The sequence below is a fragment of the Roseivirga pacifica genome (assembly GCF_900111145.1).
Taxonomy (GTDB): Bacteria; Bacteroidota; Bacteroidia; order Cytophagales; family Cyclobacteriaceae; genus Roseivirga; species Roseivirga pacifica.
In genome coordinates this window covers 672,811-692,644 of the sequence record NZ_FOIR01000001.1, presented here as the reverse complement: position 1 = coordinate 692,644, position 19,834 = coordinate 672,811, and the positions used below count along the sequence as shown (strand labels likewise).

The 19,834-nt window shown below is 41.3% G+C and carries 20 protein-coding genes; 10 read left to right on the top strand and 10 right to left on the bottom strand.

Going from position 1 to position 19,834, the window contains the following annotated elements:
* Positions 1–3: 3 nt before the first annotated feature.
* The gene (locus BMW98_RS03215; RefSeq protein ID WP_090256943.1) at positions 4–4,416 is read right to left on the bottom strand and encodes a CusA/CzcA family heavy metal efflux RND transporter; all 4,413 of its coding nucleotides are present in this window, start codon (positions 4,414–4,416) and stop codon (positions 4–6) included.
* 21 nt (positions 4,417–4,437) lie between these two features.
* Between BMW98_RS03215 and BMW98_RS20380 the strand changes: the two genes are divergently transcribed.
* Positions 4,438–4,614 carry a hypothetical protein gene (locus tag BMW98_RS20380; RefSeq protein ID WP_157717485.1) on the top strand — a complete coding sequence of 59 codons (177 nt, stop codon included), beginning with the start codon at positions 4,438–4,440 and terminating at the stop codon, positions 4,612–4,614.
* 123 nt (positions 4,615–4,737) lie between these two features.
* Here the strand turns inward: BMW98_RS20380 and BMW98_RS20670 are convergent, their stop codons facing one another.
* Positions 4,738–5,055 (bottom strand): DUF6660 family protein, encoded by a 318-nt coding sequence (locus tag BMW98_RS20670; protein ID WP_317038743.1) that lies wholly within the window; start codon positions 5,053–5,055, stop codon positions 4,738–4,740.
* Between the two features lie 286 nt (positions 5,056–5,341).
* On the opposite strand from BMW98_RS20670, the gene BMW98_RS03205 reads away from it, so the two are divergent.
* Entirely contained in the window at positions 5,342–7,708 is a 2,367-nt protein-coding gene (locus tag BMW98_RS03205; protein WP_090256942.1) for an ABC transporter permease, read from the top strand.
* Positions 7,709–8,135: 427 nt separating this feature from the next.
* On the opposite strand, the gene BMW98_RS03200 is transcribed toward BMW98_RS03205, so the two are convergent.
* The 3 genes from BMW98_RS03200 to BMW98_RS03185 all read right to left on the bottom strand — a co-directional run bounded on the left by BMW98_RS03200 (position 8,136) and on the right by BMW98_RS03185 (position 9,800).
* The gene (locus BMW98_RS03200) at positions 8,136–8,483 is read right to left on the bottom strand and encodes a hypothetical protein (protein WP_139177378.1); all 348 of its coding nucleotides are present in this window, start codon (positions 8,481–8,483) and stop codon (positions 8,136–8,138) included.
* A 772-nt stretch (positions 8,484–9,255) separates the two neighbouring features.
* The gene (locus BMW98_RS03190; protein ID WP_090256939.1) at positions 9,256–9,567 is read right to left on the bottom strand and encodes a type II toxin-antitoxin system RelE/ParE family toxin; all 312 of its coding nucleotides are present in this window, start codon (positions 9,565–9,567) and stop codon (positions 9,256–9,258) included.
* On the bottom strand, positions 9,567–9,800 hold the full coding sequence (locus tag BMW98_RS03185; RefSeq protein WP_090256938.1) for a type II toxin-antitoxin system ParD family antitoxin: 234 nt from the start codon (positions 9,798–9,800) through the stop codon (positions 9,567–9,569). The genes BMW98_RS03190 and BMW98_RS03185 overlap by 1 nt, the downstream gene beginning before the upstream one ends.
* A 108-nt stretch (positions 9,801–9,908) precedes the next feature.
* Here BMW98_RS03185 and BMW98_RS03180 point away from each other — a divergent pair, with 108 nt between their 5' ends.
* Entirely contained in the window at positions 9,909–10,778 is an 870-nt protein-coding gene (locus BMW98_RS03180; RefSeq protein WP_090256937.1) for a hypothetical protein, read from the top strand.
* A gap of 205 nt (positions 10,779–10,983) precedes the next feature.
* Positions 10,984–11,946, top strand: coding sequence for a hypothetical protein (locus BMW98_RS03175; RefSeq protein ID WP_090256936.1), 963 nt, complete (start codon positions 10,984–10,986; stop codon positions 11,944–11,946).
* On the opposite strand, the gene BMW98_RS03170 is transcribed toward BMW98_RS03175, so the two are convergent.
* Entirely contained in the window at positions 11,943–12,512 is a 570-nt protein-coding gene (locus BMW98_RS03170) for a hypothetical protein (RefSeq protein ID WP_090256935.1), read from the bottom strand. The two genes, BMW98_RS03175 and BMW98_RS03170, sit on opposite strands and share 4 nt — an antisense overlap.
* A 349-nt stretch (positions 12,513–12,861) precedes the next feature.
* On the opposite strand from BMW98_RS03170, the gene BMW98_RS03165 reads away from it, so the two are divergent.
* Positions 12,862–13,146 (top strand): helix-turn-helix domain-containing protein, encoded by a 285-nt coding sequence (locus BMW98_RS03165; RefSeq protein ID WP_139177376.1) that lies wholly within the window; start codon positions 12,862–12,864, stop codon positions 13,144–13,146.
* Between the two features lie 5 nt (positions 13,147–13,151).
* Here the strand turns inward: BMW98_RS03165 and BMW98_RS03160 are convergent, their stop codons facing one another.
* The 4 genes from BMW98_RS03160 to BMW98_RS03145 form a co-directional block, all read right to left on the bottom strand.
* Entirely contained in the window at positions 13,152–13,511 is a 360-nt protein-coding gene (locus BMW98_RS03160) for a type II toxin-antitoxin system RelE/ParE family toxin (RefSeq protein WP_090256933.1), read from the bottom strand.
* A 2-nt stretch (positions 13,512–13,513) separates the two neighbouring features.
* Positions 13,514–13,774, bottom strand: coding sequence for a ribbon-helix-helix domain-containing protein (locus BMW98_RS03155; protein WP_090256932.1), 261 nt, complete (start codon positions 13,772–13,774; stop codon positions 13,514–13,516).
* Positions 13,775–13,882: 108 nt separating this feature from the next.
* The gene (locus BMW98_RS03150) at positions 13,883–15,103 is read right to left on the bottom strand and encodes an MBL fold metallo-hydrolase (protein WP_090256931.1); all 1,221 of its coding nucleotides are present in this window, start codon (positions 15,101–15,103) and stop codon (positions 13,883–13,885) included.
* 1 nt (position 15,104) lies between these two features.
* Positions 15,105–15,572, bottom strand: a complete 468-nt coding sequence (locus BMW98_RS03145; protein WP_090256930.1) for a hypothetical protein — start codon at positions 15,570–15,572, stop codon at positions 15,105–15,107.
* A 460-nt stretch (positions 15,573–16,032) separates the two neighbouring features.
* On the opposite strand from BMW98_RS03145, the gene BMW98_RS03140 reads away from it, so the two are divergent.
* The 5 genes from BMW98_RS03140 to BMW98_RS03120 all read left to right on the top strand — a co-directional run bounded on the left by BMW98_RS03140 (position 16,033) and on the right by BMW98_RS03120 (position 19,757).
* Positions 16,033–16,248 carry a hypothetical protein gene (locus BMW98_RS03140; protein ID WP_090256929.1) on the top strand — a complete coding sequence of 72 codons (216 nt, stop codon included), beginning with the start codon at positions 16,033–16,035 and terminating at the stop codon, positions 16,246–16,248.
* Positions 16,249–16,303: 55 nt separating this feature from the next.
* Complete coding sequence (locus BMW98_RS03135; RefSeq protein ID WP_090256928.1) at positions 16,304–17,464, top strand: DUF4221 family protein; 1,161 nt, start codon at positions 16,304–16,306, stop codon at positions 17,462–17,464.
* Complete coding sequence (locus BMW98_RS03130) at positions 17,454–17,906, top strand: hypothetical protein (RefSeq protein ID WP_090256927.1); 453 nt, start codon at positions 17,454–17,456, stop codon at positions 17,904–17,906. The genes BMW98_RS03135 and BMW98_RS03130 overlap by 11 nt, the downstream gene beginning before the upstream one ends.
* A 1-nt stretch (position 17,907) precedes the next feature.
* Positions 17,908–19,056, top strand: a complete 1,149-nt coding sequence (locus BMW98_RS03125; RefSeq protein ID WP_162844664.1) for a 6-bladed beta-propeller — start codon at positions 17,908–17,910, stop codon at positions 19,054–19,056.
* Between the two features lie 290 nt (positions 19,057–19,346).
* Positions 19,347–19,757, top strand: coding sequence for a hypothetical protein (locus BMW98_RS03120; RefSeq protein ID WP_090256925.1), 411 nt, complete (start codon positions 19,347–19,349; stop codon positions 19,755–19,757).
* Positions 19,758–19,834: the final 77 nt, after the last annotated feature.

Genomic DNA, 19,834 nt, shown 5'->3' with positions numbered 1-19,834 from the left:
CTTTTAGTTTGATGTTCTTAAGTAGTATTCCAATTGGTAGCGGCTATCCAGGTAACTACCAAAGGCATTCCAGGAATCAACTTCTATGCGAATGGCATCCCGGATATTTTGCAGGAAGGTCACATAATCAATAGCCCCTTCCCGGTAAGCCAAAATAGCTCCGTCCCGTTGCTCCTGAGCCAGCGGGAGTGCTTCATCCCGGTAGTAGTTCCATGAATTCAGCCACTTCAGGTATTGTTCTCTCATGTTCTGATAGGCGGCATTCAGTTCCAACTGGTTTTGGCGCAGGTTTTGACCGGCAATATCCCGTTGGATTTTGGCCGACTGTGTCCTGCCCAGCTCAGGTCCGAAAAACAAAGGGATTCTGACACCTACCTGGTACTGATAAAATCCAGATTGCCCGGCAATCTGCTGTCGCCCATACTGCCCCTGTAATTGAGGCAAGAACTGCGAACGCCTCTCTTTTATGGTGGCATCCGCTACATCTACCTGTTGCTTTGATACATTCAGCAAAGGATGGTTCATCAATGAATCAGCTACATAATTGAGCGGTTCGTCCAATTGACTGGTTGGGACATCCGGTACGGTATACAGCGTGTCATTGGCAAACCAAAGGTTCAGGCGCTGTAAGGCACTCAGATAATCCCGATATGCCTGCTCTTTTTGTATCTGTACCTGATTGGCCTGGTTGGAAGTAGCCAGATATTCCAGTTTAGATGTGGCTTCCGTTTCCAAGCGAATCCTGGCCGCTCTTTCAATATCTGAAAATACCGAATCCAACTGTTCATAAACCTGGTAGTTGTTTTTGGTAGCATAAACCCTAGCCCAGGCTTGGCTTACTTCCCGCTCCAGTTCAATGACGGATAGGTCAAGTGCCTTCTCGGCAAGTGCTACCCGTTCTTTTTGCAATTTCAGCTTTGGGGCTATTCCAAACACATCTATCTGTTGTTGTTGAATTCCAAATTGTGTGTAAACTCCATCAGAGCCATTGCCCACTTCTTCCTTTCCGGTAAATACCTGCGTATTCCCAAAGTCCCAGGCTGTTTTCTTAAGCACTTCCTGGTTTTCTATCTCTAGTCTTGCCGATTGGATTTTCGGATAGCTTTCTACCGCTCGTTTTCTGGCCTGATCCAGCGTGATCGTTGGCAAACTGTCTTGTGGTTGTTGTTGGTTTTGGGCATTGGCCAAGGCAGGCAGCCCGAATAGACCTCCACAAACCAGCAGTACAATAATCACGTTGGCATTTGGCCCTTTCAGGCTTTTTCTTTTGTCACTTCTGCTTTCCACAAAAGTGTAAAGCACCGGAAGCACCACCAATGTGAGCAGTGTAGCTGTAAGCATTCCGCCAATTACCACTGTGGCTAACGGCCTTTGTACCTCAGCTCCGGCAGAACCTGAAAATGCCATCGGTAAGAAGCCGAATATATCTGTAGTAGCTGTAAGCATGATCGGCCTGATCCTTTCTTTGGTACCGGTAAGAATGCGGTCTCTGATGCTAGTGACCCCTTCTTCTTTCAGGGAATTGAATCGGTTAATCAAGACCAAACCATTCAACACCGCTACTCCGAAAAGAACGATAAAGCCCACACCCGCTGAAATGCTAAATGGCATATCTCTAATCCATAAGGCAAATACACCACCGATGGCTGCCAGTGGAATGGCGATGTAAATCATGATAGATTGTGAAAAGGATTGTAAGGCGAAGTACAGCAGCACAAAAATCAGGAAGAGCGCAATAGGCACTACGATCTGCAACCGGCTTTTCGCCCGCTCCAGGTTTTCAAATTCACCGCCATAAGTGATGTAATAGCCAGGAGGCAAGTCTAGTTGTGCATCCAGTTTGTCCTGTATATCATTGACCACTGATTCCACATCACGGCCTCTGGTATTGACTCCAACATAGGTTCGTCTATACGTGTTATCACGGGAGATCTGCATGGGGCCCGGCACATAGCTGATATCTGCAACTTCTTTAATAGGAACTTGTGTACCATCCGGCAAATCAATATAAAGTGTACGCAAGTCGTCAATGCTCTTCCGGTGTTTTTCATCAAAGCGGATGACCAGATCAAACCTTTTTTCTCCCTCAAAGATTACTCCGGCAACACCACCGGCAAAAGCAGAACTTACATACTCATTGAGCTTTTGAATATCCAGGCCGTATTGTGCAATTTTATCTCGGTTATAACGAACGGTCATTTGGGGGAGTCCTGATGTCCGTTCAGGGTTCACATCACCGGCCCCGGGCACGGTAGAAATGATATCGGCCATTTCCTGCACTTTTGCAGAAAGCACTTCCAGGTCTTCGCCATAGAGTTTTACTGCTATGTCTTCCCGTACTCCTTCCAACAACTCGTTAAAACGCAACTCAACGGGCTGGGTGAATACCAGATTTACACCAGTCAATTGCTCATCCAGCTTATTCTTGATGGCCTCAATCAGTTCATCTTTGCTTTCTGCTGAAACCCATTTGTCTTTATCTTTTTCTAATATGAGGTACATATCCGCAATATCCATGGGCATGGGATCAGTAGGAATATCCGCCACTCCGATTCTGGCAGTTACTGTTTTTATTTCAGGGAAACTTTCCAGCAACAGGTTCTCAATCTTGATGGATACTTCTTTTGATTCGCTTAGTGAACTTCCGGGCCTGATGAGTGCCTGCATGGCGATATCTCCCTCATCAAGCTGAGGAACAAACTCACCTCCCATCCGTGAAAAAATGAATCCGGCTATTCCCAGCAGAACTATAGCTACGATAATCACTATTGCTTTAAAACGCAGGGCACTTTTTAGCAGGGGCAGGTAGGCTTTTTGAATACCACCAATGATTTTATCACTTACCCTTTCCAGCCAGCGTTCAAACCGGCCAAACCAGTTCTTTTTATTTTGAATGGGCTTCATGAATAAAGCCGACATCATAGGCACATAAGTCAGGCACAGGATAATGGCACCAATCATGGCAAACCCAAAGGTGTAGGCCATGGGCTGGAACATTTTACCCTCCACACCGGTGAGGAATAAAATAGGGGCAAATACAATAAGAATGATAATCTGTCCGAAGAAAGCCGAACTCATCATGGTACTTCCTGCATCATAAGCCACTTCATCCATCACACCCTGATTGAATTTGATTTTACCGGAGCGGATGCGCTTCTGGATTTCGTATACCGTACCTTCAATAATGATCACCGCCCCATCTATGATAATCCCAAAGTCAATAGCCCCCAGGCTCATGAGGTTGGCCCAGACATTAAACTGTTTCATCAGGATAAAAGCAAAAAGCAAGGAAAGCGGAATAGTGGTGGCGGTGATAATGCCACCACGGACGCTACCCAAAAGTATTACCAGAGCAAAAATCACAATTAATGCGCCTTCCAATAGGTTGGTTTTTACGGTATCTGTAGTTCTGGAAATAAGGTCACTTCGGTCTATGATTGAGTTAATCGCTAGCCCTTCGGGAAGTGACTTTTCTACCTCAACCATTCGCTCTTTTACATTTTGGATCACCGCATTGGGATTAGAGCCTTTCAGCATCATAATAATGCCCCCGACAGCTTCTTTTCCATCCTGTGTGAAAGCTCCGTAACGTACCTGACTCCCAAAATGAACTTTTTCAGCCACGCCCCCTATGGTTACAGGAATACCGTTTTCATTTTTAATAACGATTTTTCTGATATCATCCAGAGATCGCACCAAGCCTTCTCCACGTATAAAATTGGACATTCTGTTCTTCTCAATGTAAGCCCCACCTGTATTTACATTGTTTCTGGCCAGTGCCTCATACACTTGAGAGATGCTCACATTCTGTGCATTGAGTTTTTCCGGGTTGATGGCCACTTCATATTGCTTGATATAGCCCCCGAATGAATTGACTTCAACTACTCCATCCAGCAATGTCAATTGGCGCTTGACAATCCAATCCTGAATGGTCCGTAACTCCATAGGAGAATACAGTGAGTCAAAACCCTCTTGCGGTTGAATGGTGTATTCGTAGATTTGGCCTAAACCAGTAGAAATAGGACCCATTGATGGGCTTCCGAATTTCTCTGGAATGGTTTCTTTTAATTCGTTCAGTTTTTCCTGCACCAGTTGCCGAGGCAGATAGGTACCCATATCGTCTTCAAACACAATGGTCACTACCGATAGGCCAAACCTGGAAATAGACCGGATTTCATCTACCCCCGGTAGGTTGCCCATTGCAAGCTCTACAGGATAGGTAACAAACTGCTCTATATCCTCGGTGGCCAGGTTAGGAGAGACAGTGATTACTTGCACTTGATTGTTGGTGATATCGGGAACAGAGCCCAGGTTGACCGTGGACATGGAGTAGATACCTACCCCGATGAGGGCCAGCGTAAGCAAGCCCACAATGAATTTATTCTTTATTGAAAAAGAAATGATTTTATTGATCATACGAGTTATTAATTATTTGACATGGACAGAAAAGAAGTGATGGACACGAGCCACCATCGCTGCGAGCAGGATGAGGCAGAACAGCACAATGAAAAACCATTTGATTGCCCATTTGGCAGTGATTTTATTCCTTCTCTTTTTTCTTTTTTTCCTATTCAGTTTTTTCAAGCTGTACAAATAGTATTGAACATTGAATGAAAGGATGCCTTTGAGAAAAGACATCTGAAGGAGTGCTAACAGGCTATCAGAATGACTGCTGACTTGAAATCTTGTTTAAAGACTTTTTCGATGAGACATACTTCTCCTCCTAAACACTGAAAATTATGACCTTGGAGGCTTGAGGAATTCAGAGATTTCAACACTTCTGAAATCTTGAAAATAAGATGAGAAAGTCACAGGTAATTTAACAGGCAGCGTGAAGTTGTATGCTGATATTGATAGAAAATGAGCGTGGCAGCAGTGACATACACATATCGGAGAACATCCATCCCAACTACTCTGCTGGTTATTATGGTCACCATCATTGCCCTCAAAAATTGAAACTGTGTCTTCTTTAGTGTCTAAGGGTTGCGTGTCCGCACATGCTAGCCCTGCGAGAGCCATAAAGTAAAAACTTAATATGAAGCACCCTATTTTCATTTCACGCAAATATACGCGGCTAAACAATGCAATGGCATTGCAAAGTCTAGATTCGACATTGATTTCTAACCTAAACTTTTTCTAGATCTATCTTCTTTTGGAATCATATTGCATTTCAGATTAAGCTGTTTTTCCGTCTGGGAGTGAAATTACTCATTACATCAATGGGAAATTGAAAAGTCACACGTAGATGCTTCAGTTAATAAAGAGTTGCTTAAATTGACCTGCCTAAAAATTATCATCTCAAGTTTTAAGGAGTATTTTTTATATCTTCTAAGAATAAATCATGCTTTCAAATGCAAGATATTTTATCCGCACATCCATTAGGCAAATTTTTGGTAAGAGACTCGGGTATAGCGCAATCCATATTTTAGGGTTAAGCGTGGGGCTTGCCAGTTTTTTAGTGGCCTCCCTATATAGTATAGATGAAGTTTCCTATGATAAGTTCCATCCATCACACGACAGAATATACCGATTGGTTGTAGACTGGGATGGCGATGGGGTTCAAAGAAACTGGGCGAGGTCCAGTTTTCCCGTTGGCCGAGTTGCAGATGGCGCAATTCCTGAAATTACTGAAAGGGTGAGAATAAGGAAGAACCCCGGTACTGATCTGATTACAATCGGTAAGGTTCCTTTCTATGAACCAGATTTACTGATGGTTGAACCAGAATTTTTTAACCTCTTTGGATTTCAATTGATAGCGGGTAATGTTGATGATGTATTGGCAGAAAAGAACGGAATTGTTTTAACACAAGAGATCTCCCGCAGGTATTTTGGTGACGAAAATCCTATCGGAAAGATCGTGCGTTTCGATGATCGGTTTGATCTTAAAGTGACTGGCATAGCGAAAAACCCTCCTTCTCAATCTCACATCCAATTCAATGTGCTTGTTTCGTTCAATTTATTGGATGATATTTTTGCAGATTCACGACTAAACCATTGGGGGCAATTCGATCATTACACCTACCTCAAGATTGCTGATGGCTCCATAAAAATGGATGTTGAAGCAAAAATGACGGGCTTTTTAAGCTCACAAGCACCTGAATGGGTCTCAGAGAAAATAACACTTAAACTTCAACCTATTGAATCCATCCATTTAGGCTCTAACCGCCAAAGTGAGTTGAGACCAAATAGCAACAGTACCTATTATTTGGTTTTTATTTCAGCCGCTCTTTTGATTTTGGTTGTCGCCTCTTTCAATTATATCAACCTGTCATACGCCATATATATGTCGCGTATCAAGGAGATAGCAATTAGACAGATTCTAGGGTCTAAAAAGACAGCACTATTGATCAGCCTTGTTGCCGAATCTGTTTTGGTGAGCATGTTGGCTTTGGTTATTGGGATGACCACAGTTAGCCTTTCCATCGAAGAAATAGGCCAGTTAACGGGTAAAAACCTAACTCAATTCTATGAGCCGTGGTTCTGGCTGCTTGCCATTTTAATAGCACTGGGTACCGGGGTGCTTTCGGGTATTCCACCAGCGTTCAGGCTATTGCGAAACAATAACCTTGCGGTTGATAAAGGACTGAAACCAAAGGCGAAAAGTGCCCATTGGCTAATTTTCACACAATTGGGCATATCCTCTCTGCTCATTATGGCCATGCTGGCGGTTACCCAACAGCTAAACTTTCTACAGGAGACCTCTCTTGGCTTTAACGGGGCTTCCATTTTGGTGATACCAATTAAAGACCGTACTCATAATGCAGACTACAAGACAATATTGAGTGAGATTGAGTCCGTTTCAGGAATAGACGGTGCCTCATTCTCATCCTCCACACCGGGAAGCAGTAATGCATTGACCTATACCTACACCATTTCTGGTGCGAATAAGGCTGATGTGGCCCTCACAACTGTAATAGCAGATGAATCTTTTTGTAAGCTCTATGATATTAAGCTGATCAGGGGACGCTTAAACTCCCTTTCATCAAGCGATGGACATGTGGGAATACTTTTGAACCAATCAGCAGTCGACTTTCTGGAGCTTGATGAACCAATAGGCAAACAGGTGAGTGGCAAAATAACAGGTGAAATTGTGGGGATTGTAGAAGATTTTCAGGTTAATTCTTTGCACAATTTGGTTGAACCGGTCATCATCTACAATTTTCTACCTACGCTCCGTTATGTGTCGGTACGCTCGACTACCGGATTTAATAGGGAGAAAATCGACAACCTGGCCGAGGTTTGGTCAAAGAGGTATGAAAAATATCCGATGGAATACAGTCTTCTGGAAGATGACAATTTAAAGCTCTATAGCTATGAAAAGGGCGTTTTACATTCTATTAATATTTTGGTCTGCGTTGCCGTGTTTATTGCTGTTATCGGACTGATTGGTCATGCAACACTTTTAAGAAAAAGCAAGGCACGGGAATTCAGTATACGCAAGGTCCTTGGAGCCAGCCCACTTCTTGTTTTAAGAAGTACCGCTGGAGTTGTTTGGAAATATTTGCTCTTTGGAGCCATGTTGGTTTGTTCATTAGGCTTTGTGGCCATAGAGTTTTGGTTGCATAACTTCCCTTATCGACCGGAAATTGATGTTTGGGTCTATGTGGCTCCTGTAATTATTGTGTCAGTCTTGTTTTTGGTTATTGTAGGAGCCTTGTTGGTCAGACAAGCAGGTAACAATCCGATTAAGTATTTAAGGGATCTATAGACCATAGATAATCAATCCCTTTGTTAGGAAATATTTGGTTGTCCTGCAAAAAAATGTTCGAACCTTTCTTACTCATATTATTAAGCAGTCTCCGTCAGTTAACAGCAAGACTCCTTCATAAAATCAGGGCTCAAAAAGGCTATGCATGTTTATTGCGTTTCCTCTTGGTTTATTCCTTGTACTTAGCAATTGGCGGCCTAAGGAAAGAAAATGGGGAGGTGTGAAGGTAATGTCAGGAATCTTTGTCAGTCTAGGGTTAGTTAAGTTAAAAAGTTGGATGCCTTACGCGTGTAGTGGAAATGATAAATTGATCAACTGAATTTTTCGATATCCTTTATTTCAAATAAGTTGTTTATCCATGCCATTTTTTAATAAGTGGGCTACTCTTTTGCCACACTTTGTTTGTGACTGCAGGACATGGATAGCATCAAACTGGGGTATATAAGTCTCTTCTAAGGAGGTTAGATGATTTATAAATAATTGTTGAAAGATCACTTGGGATACCCTGGTAAAAATCAGCTTTGTCCTTTTGGACAGCCTTGCTCCTAACAGCTAAGATTACAAGCATTAGAACAAAGCCTTTGGTGAGTAAGGCTGGCGGTAGAGACTGTTTTGTTTGCCCTTCTAATTTTGTGCAGAGCTCTTCGAGCCATTTTTTGGGGTGATAGCCATCGCTTTCGTTTATTTCTTTTAAAGAAACTTTTAGACAAATGTTCACCTCCTCTGAATCTAAGGAGTTGATCCATTTTGGTAGTTGAATTTGCTCATATCTCAAAAAAGCCTCAAAATTTGAAAATATGCTGAGGGCATCTTTTTGACTGGTTGCTAACCACTTGGATACTAGCGCATATGTTAGGTGCTTCAGGTGTTCTGGCGAAAGTGAGTCGAACGAAAAATTACTATTCATTTTGGTTCAGTTCTGATGGGAGAGTAACCTACAGGAGTTAATCAATGTTAGATGCTCATGTTAAATTTCACCCTAGCGAGTTGAGTTTTTGAATTAGCCCATTTAATTAGCCAAGCACCTAATAATTTGATATACACTTGATCTAGCCTACTATGACAATTATCGAAGGCGCGAAGTTCTCCCCACCCTCCTTTTCTGTATCAAACAGGAGTCCCTCTGAGCGAAGTGTTACTATCTATAGAAGCTGAGTATGTAGCTACTTTAATTTAAGTTATATCAACATTAATACCTAGTCATTTCAGGCTTAAGCTCATAAAAGCAATCCCTCTTATTTAAACTAACGGAATTGTCTAATTCATAGGTGGAATTATGCTTTTTTAAAACGTCAATGTTTATCATTCAAAGCCCTATCAGATGGAACTCCACAGTTTCAAAACCAATTCAATATGAGCTTTTTTTGCCGTTAAGTCCGAGCCATTCTTCCCTATGATTCTATATATCGTTCCAGAGGTAAGTCCCAGTTCACGTGCTTCTTTATTTCCCTTCAAAATCCGTTGCGGCCCTATTCCCGTACGCTCAATTTCTGATTTAATAAGGTCTTGGATTTCTTTTGTAATGGGCATATAGCCATTTCTTATTTTCACTCATTTTCCCCCAGGAAGTTGATCATATCACGGCTTCCGTGCAGAACACGGATAACGCGTATATAATCATCGTTAACAGAGTAGAAAACGACATGCGCTTCCTTGGCTATGCTTCTTAAACCTGCCTTAAGCTCAGGTCGCAACCGGCCTAACTCGGGATTGTCCAAAAGCATGTAAAAAAGCTCATCAAGACCGCTTAGGTAAGCTACAGCTTGATCCATTCCAAATTCTTGTACTGTGTAGTCGAATATGTCTTCAAGGTCGTGGTCAGCCGATTGAGAAAGCACATAGTGCCTTAATTGCCCCATCAATGCTGCCCCTCTGATTTTTTTGCCTGAATTATATCCTGAACGCTCCTTTTGCTGTCAGGGCTGTTCCAGCCTTTTTCTATTTCCAGTCGCAAATCTCTGATTACTTTGTCACGGTAGAGCTGATGCAAGCGAAGGGCATCACGCACCAATTCGCTGGCATTCTGATAATCGCCTGATCCGATCTGTGCGGCTATATATTCCTGTTGTTTGTCTGTAAGGCTAACATTCATAATGACTCCTTTGTCTATACTTCAATATATCAAATATGTCCAAAATTAGCAAATATGGATATAATCTAAAACTGGACGTCCGCCCCTTTATTATGGTAATATACTTCGATGAAACAAGCTGCTCGAAAGTATCTAAAACCAATTTTCAAAGCGATTTCCAAGCACGGCTTGGGCAATCCCCATACGCCATATGAGGCCGAATTGCTTTGTGCCGGAGTAAAGCCGGTGGCAATTATGTCGCCCAATGATATTGATGCCAAAATGCAGGCGCACATTGATTCAGGGGCTATTGTTAAGGTTGGAGAGAAGTCATTCGAAAAGACTTATCGCATCTATCACACCCCCAAAGTGAAGGATAGCGCAGCGCAGGTTTCAGGGATTCTAAAGTCTTTCTTTAAAACAAGGGTTCAGCCAGATGCGAATGATGTGAGTTTGGTTATTGATTTCTATAACCTTCCAAAAGATGGTAAAAAGGCCGAGGACTGGGCGCAAATATTACATGCGAAAATATCAGCGTTCCAAATGGCACTCTATGAGACGAAAACCACCCCAAATATGATTGCTGTGCTAAAAGGCTCCATTCCTGCATTAGAACCGATCCGGGTCGATGAAGGCATGCCGATAAGCGATGAACTGGAACAATCCGTGGAGCGCGGTGATTTAAACGCAAGTGATTTTCAGATAGAGGAACTGGTGCAGGTTTATGCGCAGAGCAATAAGGTTGCCGAGGGAAAAGAGCTATATGCGCGCTATTACGGTGTCGGGGAAGAGAATTATCCACCTTTGCATGGCCTTAACAGCCACAAACGAATTGCCCAATTGTTGGGATTTACCGACAATGACTTTGCGTGGTTTGCTGGTGCCAAATACCAAAACCCATTGATAAAATCAGTGCTACTCCGCACAGAGGATATCCGCAAATGGGCCAGAAAACAGTATTTATTGTCCGATGCTCCAAATGAGCTCAGGAATGAATAATTAGCCCACGCCAACACCCCTGGAACACCCTTAAGCATTAGATAAAATTTTAGACAAATACGGTGGTTTAATAACCTTTTGTAAACCATTGAAAATCAAAAATAAATAGATAAAATTTTAGATAATATTAAATCCGTATTTACCTCACTTTGTTACCATTGTTGTGTCTGAAAAGAACAATTGGGGCAATTGTAAGGGGAAAACAATGTCTAGCAACGATATCAATAAGGCCCAGCAAGAGGCTGATAAACTAAGCAGGCAACAATTCGACTTGACCTTGAATGGTCAGGCCGAGAATGCCGGTATTCGTGAGGTGTCTTCCGCAGCTGACGGTAATGCGAATGACACACTGGGTTCAAAAGAGAAGAAGCAGAAAATGAGCTGGGACATGCTTCAGCTTATCACCGATTTCGAGAATGATATCGGGGACATGCTGGATAACTTAAAGGATCTGCGCGATGAAATGAACCGGGTCGGAAACCGTATCAACAAAGATAGGGCAGCCCTTGAGAGCGGAAACATGGATGCCATCACTTTCCAGTTAATGAGTGAGCACGACTATTCTCAGGGTAAGATTGACGGCATGAACGATTGGCAAAAGACCGAAGCGTTAAGGGGGCATTTAGAAAGTGATGTACTGACATTCGGTCAACTCAAGGAACAATACATCAAAGAGGAACAGGCGCTGCAGCAGAAATTGAACAGCGATGAATTTCATGCACTCCCTCAAGAAGCCCAGGAGCGTATGAAAGAACTCTATAAGGCGGAGAGCCAAGCCCGGATTGTAGAAATCGATGCACAAGCAGGCCATCTTGATCGAGAACGGGCAATGACAGAGGTTCGGGTGGAGAATGATGGAAACTCATCACTGTTTAGCGGAGTTGTTGATACGAAGAAGGCTGATGAATACTCAATGGCCACAGAGCCAGATGGATTTGATGATTTTGCTGCTTTTGATGAATTTTCTTCCGTCTCTTCTTCTTTTGCCGACACATTAGATGAAGACAATCAATTTAGCCCTTCTGCGGGCAGCATTACCCAATCATTCAATCAGGCCGGTGGCTTAGAGGGCAAAGTGCCTGATAATACGGTGACTGAGGAATTGGAACAACAGGTACAAGATGCCACATACGGTGGCCAGTCTTTCAATAAGGGTATGAATTTCTAGTTATTCTCTAAATTATTAGAAGCAACAACCTGATTGGATTCATCGGGCTTTGTTGTATTTAGTGTGATTAGGCCGTTTTTCTCTGCGTGAATCTTGGTGATGACAGGAATCAACTTGACCATTTGTGTCGGGTGAAGCACACCATCACCATCCTGATACGCTCCACCATTCTTGTCGTAGGTATAGCCATTGGTATAAACGGAACCGAATGTATGACGGTCACCACCATCTTCGTCATAAACGACCGAGATATCAGTGGGGAATTCCGTACGCTTAGGGTCTCTAAACATAACTTGTAACATACGTGCGTATTGTTCAGCCGTGTAACGATCATCCTTTTGACCGCCCGAAATATGAATGACCAAGGCTGAGTTTTTAATCGATAATGTTTGGGCTTCACCGGCACCACCCGTTTTAATAACAGGAGTGTAAGAGCGAATTTCGGTTTTGGCGGCGTTGTTAAACGCAACGGCATTACCGTTATCATTGCTCTGTGCCTGAGTATTCAGGGTGAATATCAGCCCTAATGCGGCTACGCCTGTTGCTATCTTTTTTGCGGGATTCATAATCCTTATCCTTTTTACTATATTATTTGTATCATTTATTGACTCGTTTGCGCAACGAAATCATTAAAACCTCTTAAAATCTTAATCATTCTTGTGTGTGCAGTTTTGGAAGATAGGGGAGCCGCATTTTGTGACTCCCCCGACCATTTTCCAGGCTTTGCACATCACACGCTTTAGAGATAGTTATATCCCTTGCCCTGACAGTCTGGACAGGTCACCATTCCTTTTGAAGGACTATGAATGCTACCTGTTCCCTTACACATTGTACATTTCACTTTTTTCATGATGTTGTGTTTAAGTAGTGACTTATAAGACACAAGGTAGGTAATTTTTATCACTAGTGACACATATGTCGCTGACTTTTATGACTCTTTTCTTCTCCTTGATCGGAAAAATGCAGGACGAAAAGGCTATGGATGACCAGCTTAAGGCGATTGGAAATCGGTTGAGGGAATTAAGGGTGAACGGGAAGTACAAGTGTGGTTATGCTGTGTTCGCAATTCAACATGCCAATATTCAGCCGAGACAATATTGGCGTCTCGAAGCGGGAGAAGCAAACTTCACTATAAAGACCTTGCTTAAAGTTCTGGATGTTCACGAATTGTCGCTTGAAGAATTCTTCAAGGGGCTGTAAGCGCTTTAATCTCTCTTACTGGATAGTTTTTGATAAAGGAAAGCGGCCTCTTCCTCTAACATTGGCTCCAAATGCCCTAGTCTATCTAGCAGGTTCATTGAAAGATGCTTGATCGTTAAAATAAAGATGTCGCTTCCAATCATATCGCAAATCAACCAATGTGAGCCCGATTGATAAAGCTTGAAGCGGTTGGATATTTCTGGCTTTGCGAGAAGTAGCTTGGGGTTTTCTTGAAGCAGGAGCAATGAATCCTGTATCTGATCCAAATAGCGCTCAGCCGTTTTCACGCCCCATTTCTCAACAGAGTATTCATAGATGTCTTCGATATCCAGAAATGCCCGGTCTGTTAAGTGAATCTGCGGCATTTCTATTTAGAGCCTTTGAAAGCTTTCAAGTCCTTACGCAAATCACCGGAGAACTTTGTGGTACGACCATGAATAGCATCTTGATATCCTTCAATAATTGATGCTCTTAGCTTGGAAGCCTCTTGGCGCTCTCTGTCATGTCGAATGAGATCCCTCACATACTCACTTGGGGTCGAGTAAAGTGTCCCTTCTCCTGATTGCGAGGCAATAAATTGCTTCATTTCATCGGTTAAAGGGATATTTAGTGATTTTGACTTGTTCATTTGAAACCTTTCATTCGTATACAAATATACACGATTATTCAAATATTGTCAATATATGAATGACTTGCTAGATGCTAGAGATACCATTAGCAAACTATATCCAATCGCCTATCGATCACCCCTCCTCCATATCTCTGAGCCATCGGATAGGAAAATCATGTCTCCGTCATTGTTCGTAATATACAGAGCGGCTTTAGAGGATACGACCTCCCATTTGCCCGAGCTTCTGTTATACGCTTCAAGAGAGGTTTCCATACCGTTTCGTTGCCCCAGATAAGGAATAAGATTGTTGACTGTAACCATTCTTGGATGTTTATGGCTAACATTTGTTCCGACCGTTTCCGCACCACAGGAAATGGCTGCTATTGTTGGTGTAACAACATTGAGAAACGTTGTATCGCTAGAAGAATGGGAACCGTGATGGCCTACCTTAAGAAAGTCTACATCAAGCAGGGCTGCAGTCTCTGGATCATTCATGAGTTTATGCTCCATTTCTCTTTCCGCATCCCCTGTGAACAGGAATGATGACCCACCGTAATCGACCCTTACTATGACAGAATAGTCATTGGGATCCATACCCTCTTCGTCATAACCTGCAGGCCTTAATATTCGTGCATTTACATCTTCTCTAGGACAAAAATCAATATCTGGGATGACACTGTCATTCAGTTGTTTTCTGTTAATATTAGCGTCTATGATTTTTTGCTCCAATGAACCATATGTGCCAGATGTGTTTTTCATCCCATTATCAACATAAAGGCTGACCTGATACTCTGAAAGCACCCAACTCATACCGGCAATATGGTCTGAATGCGGGTGTGTGGAAATGGCCACTTCTATTGGATTGTTCTCTTGCTGAAATGCTGAAATGTAGTTTCTGAATTCTGTTTGAGAGCCTGGGTAGCGAAAGCCTGCATTGAGCTCAGCTGCATCGATTAACATTTCATGATTACCATCGGGACATCGGATAATAATTGCATCACCCTGCCCCACATTAATGACGTGAACCTCTAAATTCCCTGATGTCGTGAGCTCATTGGTTGTTTGGGGAGTAATTGTTTCTGCCGGAATATCACCTTTTATGATCCGAACCCAGGATTTATAAATGAACCCTGTCTTTCCTAGGGGCGTGGTAACTTTTAAATAACCCGTCCCAATCAGCTCGTTAGATAATAGAGGCAACAAGGTGCCTGCCTCAACCCTTTCTATAATGGTTGCTGAACTATTGCCTTCAGCCCTGATAACCGCGTCCCTTGAAACCTTTACATAGTCTGCTTTTAAAGCAGAACTAAAACATACTGCAATTAGAATAATTAGGGGAGCTCTCATCTTAATGGGTTTGTGTGTTAAACTCTTTTCTTCTACGCTCTACATCGCTTCTGAAATCAAGAACATCATTAAACAACTTGATCGACCCTTTACTTCCACCGGCAATGATCAGACCTGTGATGAAGTACCCTAGCTCAGGAGAAAGACTTTCATCTTTCATAAGAACTGCAATCGCATCAAAATCAATGTTCCAAACCAATATGATAGACACGATGATCGCCACAATTTCCTTAGCCCCTTTCTTTTTCTTCTTGGGTTTTGAAGGTGGTGTAATACGGTCATCTGAAGGTGTGTTGTCTCCCTTGTTGCGTTGATCTTCCTGACTAAACTCAGGGTCATACCAAGCAATAAAAAAGGAGGATTCAAAAATTACGGAGAGTGCGCGCTCTACTAAAAGGGACAAAACCACGATTAGCACCAAGACATCGAATAGCACAGAGAAATCGACTGCAAATTCTAATAAGTCCATGATTGTGAGTTTATTGTCTAATAAATTTCGTGGTTCCAATCCTTAAAACCAATACCCTAAAAACGGTATTAACGATCTACTGCATAATTCATTAAACCAGAACTTTATGTGTTAGTCATGTGAGACTTAGGGCCTATAGTATATCAGTTACAGAATACATTTCAAACGACCAGTGTATAGACTGATTATTTTAAAATAAAATATATAACAATGGATATGTCTGTTATATAAAACAAATCCTGCTAAAATTTGGATGATATCGGTCTATTTTATAGTTTTAAATACTTACAATAACACAAAGTATTTGACTTAATGACAGCTTTTGTTTGAGAGTCTTGGATTAAAAATACACACAGTTTTCCTTAGAGCTAAGTTTTGTGTTCATACCATTCTTTGATGAAATCATGGGGATTGCCGAACCCCCTTTAACACAGTAGGCACAACATTAAACCAATTAAAAATGAAAAAACATTTAAAAAAAGTTGCATTAGGCTTTGCCGTTGCTGGACTTTTCGCATTCACTAATTCCTTTGCTTGTGATTGGAATCCATCAGACCCTAATACAAGACGCGGTACTTGCACTGGAGGTGGTGAAGGAGGTGGTAATTATTGTGAACTTATAGTTACTCCTTATTACAGCTGTACAGTTGTGCAAATTATAGAGGTTGAGGAATAAACAATTATTAGACTAGAAACTGGGCACATCAATCATTGGTGTGCCTCTTTATTTTATGAAAAAACTTATCAGTGTTTCGTTTCTGCTTTATATCGTTTTGAATTGTTTTTCATGTGGAGAGTCCACTGATGATGACCATTTTGATTCAAAAGTGATTTTATCCAAAGTAGGTCAAATTGAGCTTAGTTTAGATTCTTTAACCGCTAATGTGGTGACATCTTATTTCCATTTAAAAACGGATTCAACAGACTACTTTGCTTTACTCAATATCTACACCAATTCCATTTACTTGTATGACCTTGAAACCAGCCTGCTGGATAGAATAATCTCATACCCAGAGGAAGGCCCAAATGGCGTTGGAAAGTTTACTAATGTAACAGAGTTCGTTATGGACGGAGACACAACCTTTTTTTATGATAGAACAAAAAAAGTGTTGTATGTTTCGGGAGCCGATAAAGAACTCCTTTTAAAGCATCCTTTTGGTATGATGAACCCTGAAAGCCCATATGGTATGTGGGGGGACTGGATATCAAAAACGGATAGGAATATCTATAACCTGTCTGGAGCTGTAGTTAAATACTCATTTCAAGATATTCCGTATGGCTTGGACTCGCTTGAGTTTGAATTAAATTTGATGACCAATGAAGTTAAAAAGTCTTTTCTTCCCATCCCTATAGAATATGTCAATGGAAGCTGGTTGACAGAGTCATTGAGGTACTACAGGGTGTTTGATTCAGGAGATCGTTCTTTTATTTATAGTTGGCCAATAAGTGACAGTATTTTTGTTAAGGCACCCGATAATAAAATTTCATCGTTTTATCTGGGATCTGACAAGGTGAAACAAAGGATACCCCTTCCTCAGAATAAAGAAAAGGTACTAATGGATTTTCAAAGGAAGGCATCATTCTTATATGAACAAGGCTCTTATGCAAATCTTTATTACAGTCCTGAACAGTCTCTTTTCATGCGCTTTGCTTATTCTGGGGTCAAGGATGGACAAGTTGATGCTAACGCCCCATATGCCGATACAACATTGTATGAAAAATATATAATTCTGGGTGATGAAAACTTTAATAAGGTTGGAGAATTCAGGTCAAATCAATATTCACCCAATGCTGTACTGTTTAGAGAGGGGTATATTTACCTTCTTAGAAATACAGATGATGAAGATCACTTAGTATTCGATAAATTTGAACTAATTAGTAATGAGAATTAGGTTAATTTTATTCACACTACTGTTGTTCTGGGGGCTTAATGGTTGCTCTCTTAAAGAAAAGGCAATCAATGAGTTTGAAAGTAAGTGCGGTCTTTTGGGAATTGAGGAAGAACTCTCAGGCTTTAAATATGTTCTGCTATTGCCAGGGGAAGGGTGTTCTGGTTGCATTTCATCAACAGAAAAGTTTGTTAAAACCCTTGATTCTTCAGATGAGATACTCGTGATTTTTACGAGCATTCGTTCCAAGAAGGTCTTAAAGCTCAAAACTGGGATTAATCTTGACCAAGAATTCTTAGTGTTTGATGAGAATAGTATTTTGAATGAAGGAAGGACATATAGCATTTATCCAACACTGTTTAATTTAGAGAAAGGCAAGGTGTCTTCTTTTGATTATATCAGCCCCAACTCCCCGATTAACTTAAATGATTTAAAATCCAATTAGTTTGAGATCAGCAACTCGTAATGTAGTCATTTCTTTATCTATCATTACAATTCTTTTTATAAATCAGGCGTGCCAGTTTGCCCAAGAAAACACCAAAAACACTGCTTCAGAAAACTATAAGATAGAGAATGACTTGATTGATAATCCGACCCCACTTGATATGGTGGTTGAACAAGTGCATATTCTTTATCTAAATTCCAATGGCTTACTTTCAGGGCCATTGAGTGCTCTTGAATATAATGGGTTGCATTATGTCGCAGACCTTGGGGCGCCGAATGTATATATTTACAACAAAGAGGGTAAAAAGATTGGAGATTTTAAGTCTTTAAACTCTGGGGAAAATGAAGGCACATTCTTTTTTATCAGTCAGTTTTGGAGGCATAATGAAGAGTTATATTTATATGACGCCACATCAGCTAGTATTTATATATTCGATATTAAAGGGCTTTTTAAGAAGAAGATTCGTGTAAAAATAACTAATGCGACAAGTGTCATTGGTGATGATGGGAATTATTACTTTGATATGAACAGAATGCCGCCATTTGGGTTGAAAAACAGCCTTCACAATATCGAAGTATTTAATAACCAAATGGAGCACGTAAAGTCATTAGATCCTTTTAAGTACCAGCTGCCATTTAATACTGGGGCAGGTCTTTCAAATTTCAACAAATTAGATGACCAATTATTTTACCATCAACCACATTCGGAAACCATATACCGAATTTCTAAAAGAGACCTCAAACCGGCATTTAACATAGATTTTGGAGAGAGCTGGCTCTTGAGGGATGAAACATTACTTGATGGTCTTTCGCAGAATGAGTTTTTGAAATTAACCAATAATCCTGAGAAGGTTGCTTCTTTCAATTCTTGGGTTTCAACAGATTATTTGCTACTTCAGCCTTTAAAGAAAGGGCATATAAACCATATACTTATTGATAGAAATGATGGTCTGATTCAGGGTTTTATTTTTGGAACAGACAGTGTCCCCTTTACTGTTCTTGAATGGGTTAACAATAGACTCTTAGTGAGCGCTAACCCAAAACAATTAAAGCAAATTTTATCTACTCTTAGGGGTTCAAACATCCCATTCAATGAGAGTGGTGAAAGTTTGACGGGTTCCTTTGGGTTAATTTGGATAGAATTTAAGTAGTATCTATTATAAGTTTCGGCATCGCTGGTTTTGAGTGAAATTACAAATCTTGTTGTTTCATATCTTAGTGTGTAATGAACTCTTGTCTTCTCTTTACTTTGAGCAGGTTAAATTGCTCCAAACTTTAAAACACATTTGTCATTATAAGCACCTAATTCAAGGCTCTTAAGTTCAACACACAATCGTAGGAATATTTTCCCCTTTCTTCTTGACGTATCAGTCTGATGCAGTTAAACACACCTTCTCGACTGCGTCTAGGAAAATAATCCCAAATCAAAAAGGAATAAACAATGACAAACACTATGTACTTCGGAGAGCTCGTGGCCAAGATATCAGGGTATATGCACCACGATCCATGTATTCTCAAAATGCTACATCAAAACCTAAAGAAATCTCAAGGCAATCATGCAAAGGACGAGTTATGGACGATTTGCTCTGATGCGGCCATGGTCTTTGATAAGATCGAAGACCTCAGCGGGGAGCATTTTGTTGATTGGCATAAAGCCCTTGATACCTACATTCAGAAATTGTTGAACTTTCTATTAAAAGGAACGATACCGGCAATGACAGACTTTGTTGCCTTGGTCTCCAATTCAATCGAAGAATGCCGGGTCACACAATGCGACAAGAGCGGTAAAACACTCGAACACGACTATTCTCATCATACTTTAGGGAGTTCCCCCTCGCGCAGGCAAGGCTGATACGAGCTGTTCAAACCGTATCCCCGCTTTTCCGCACCCTTCGGGATTGTGCAAAGCGGGTGATCCCCCTCGGTTTG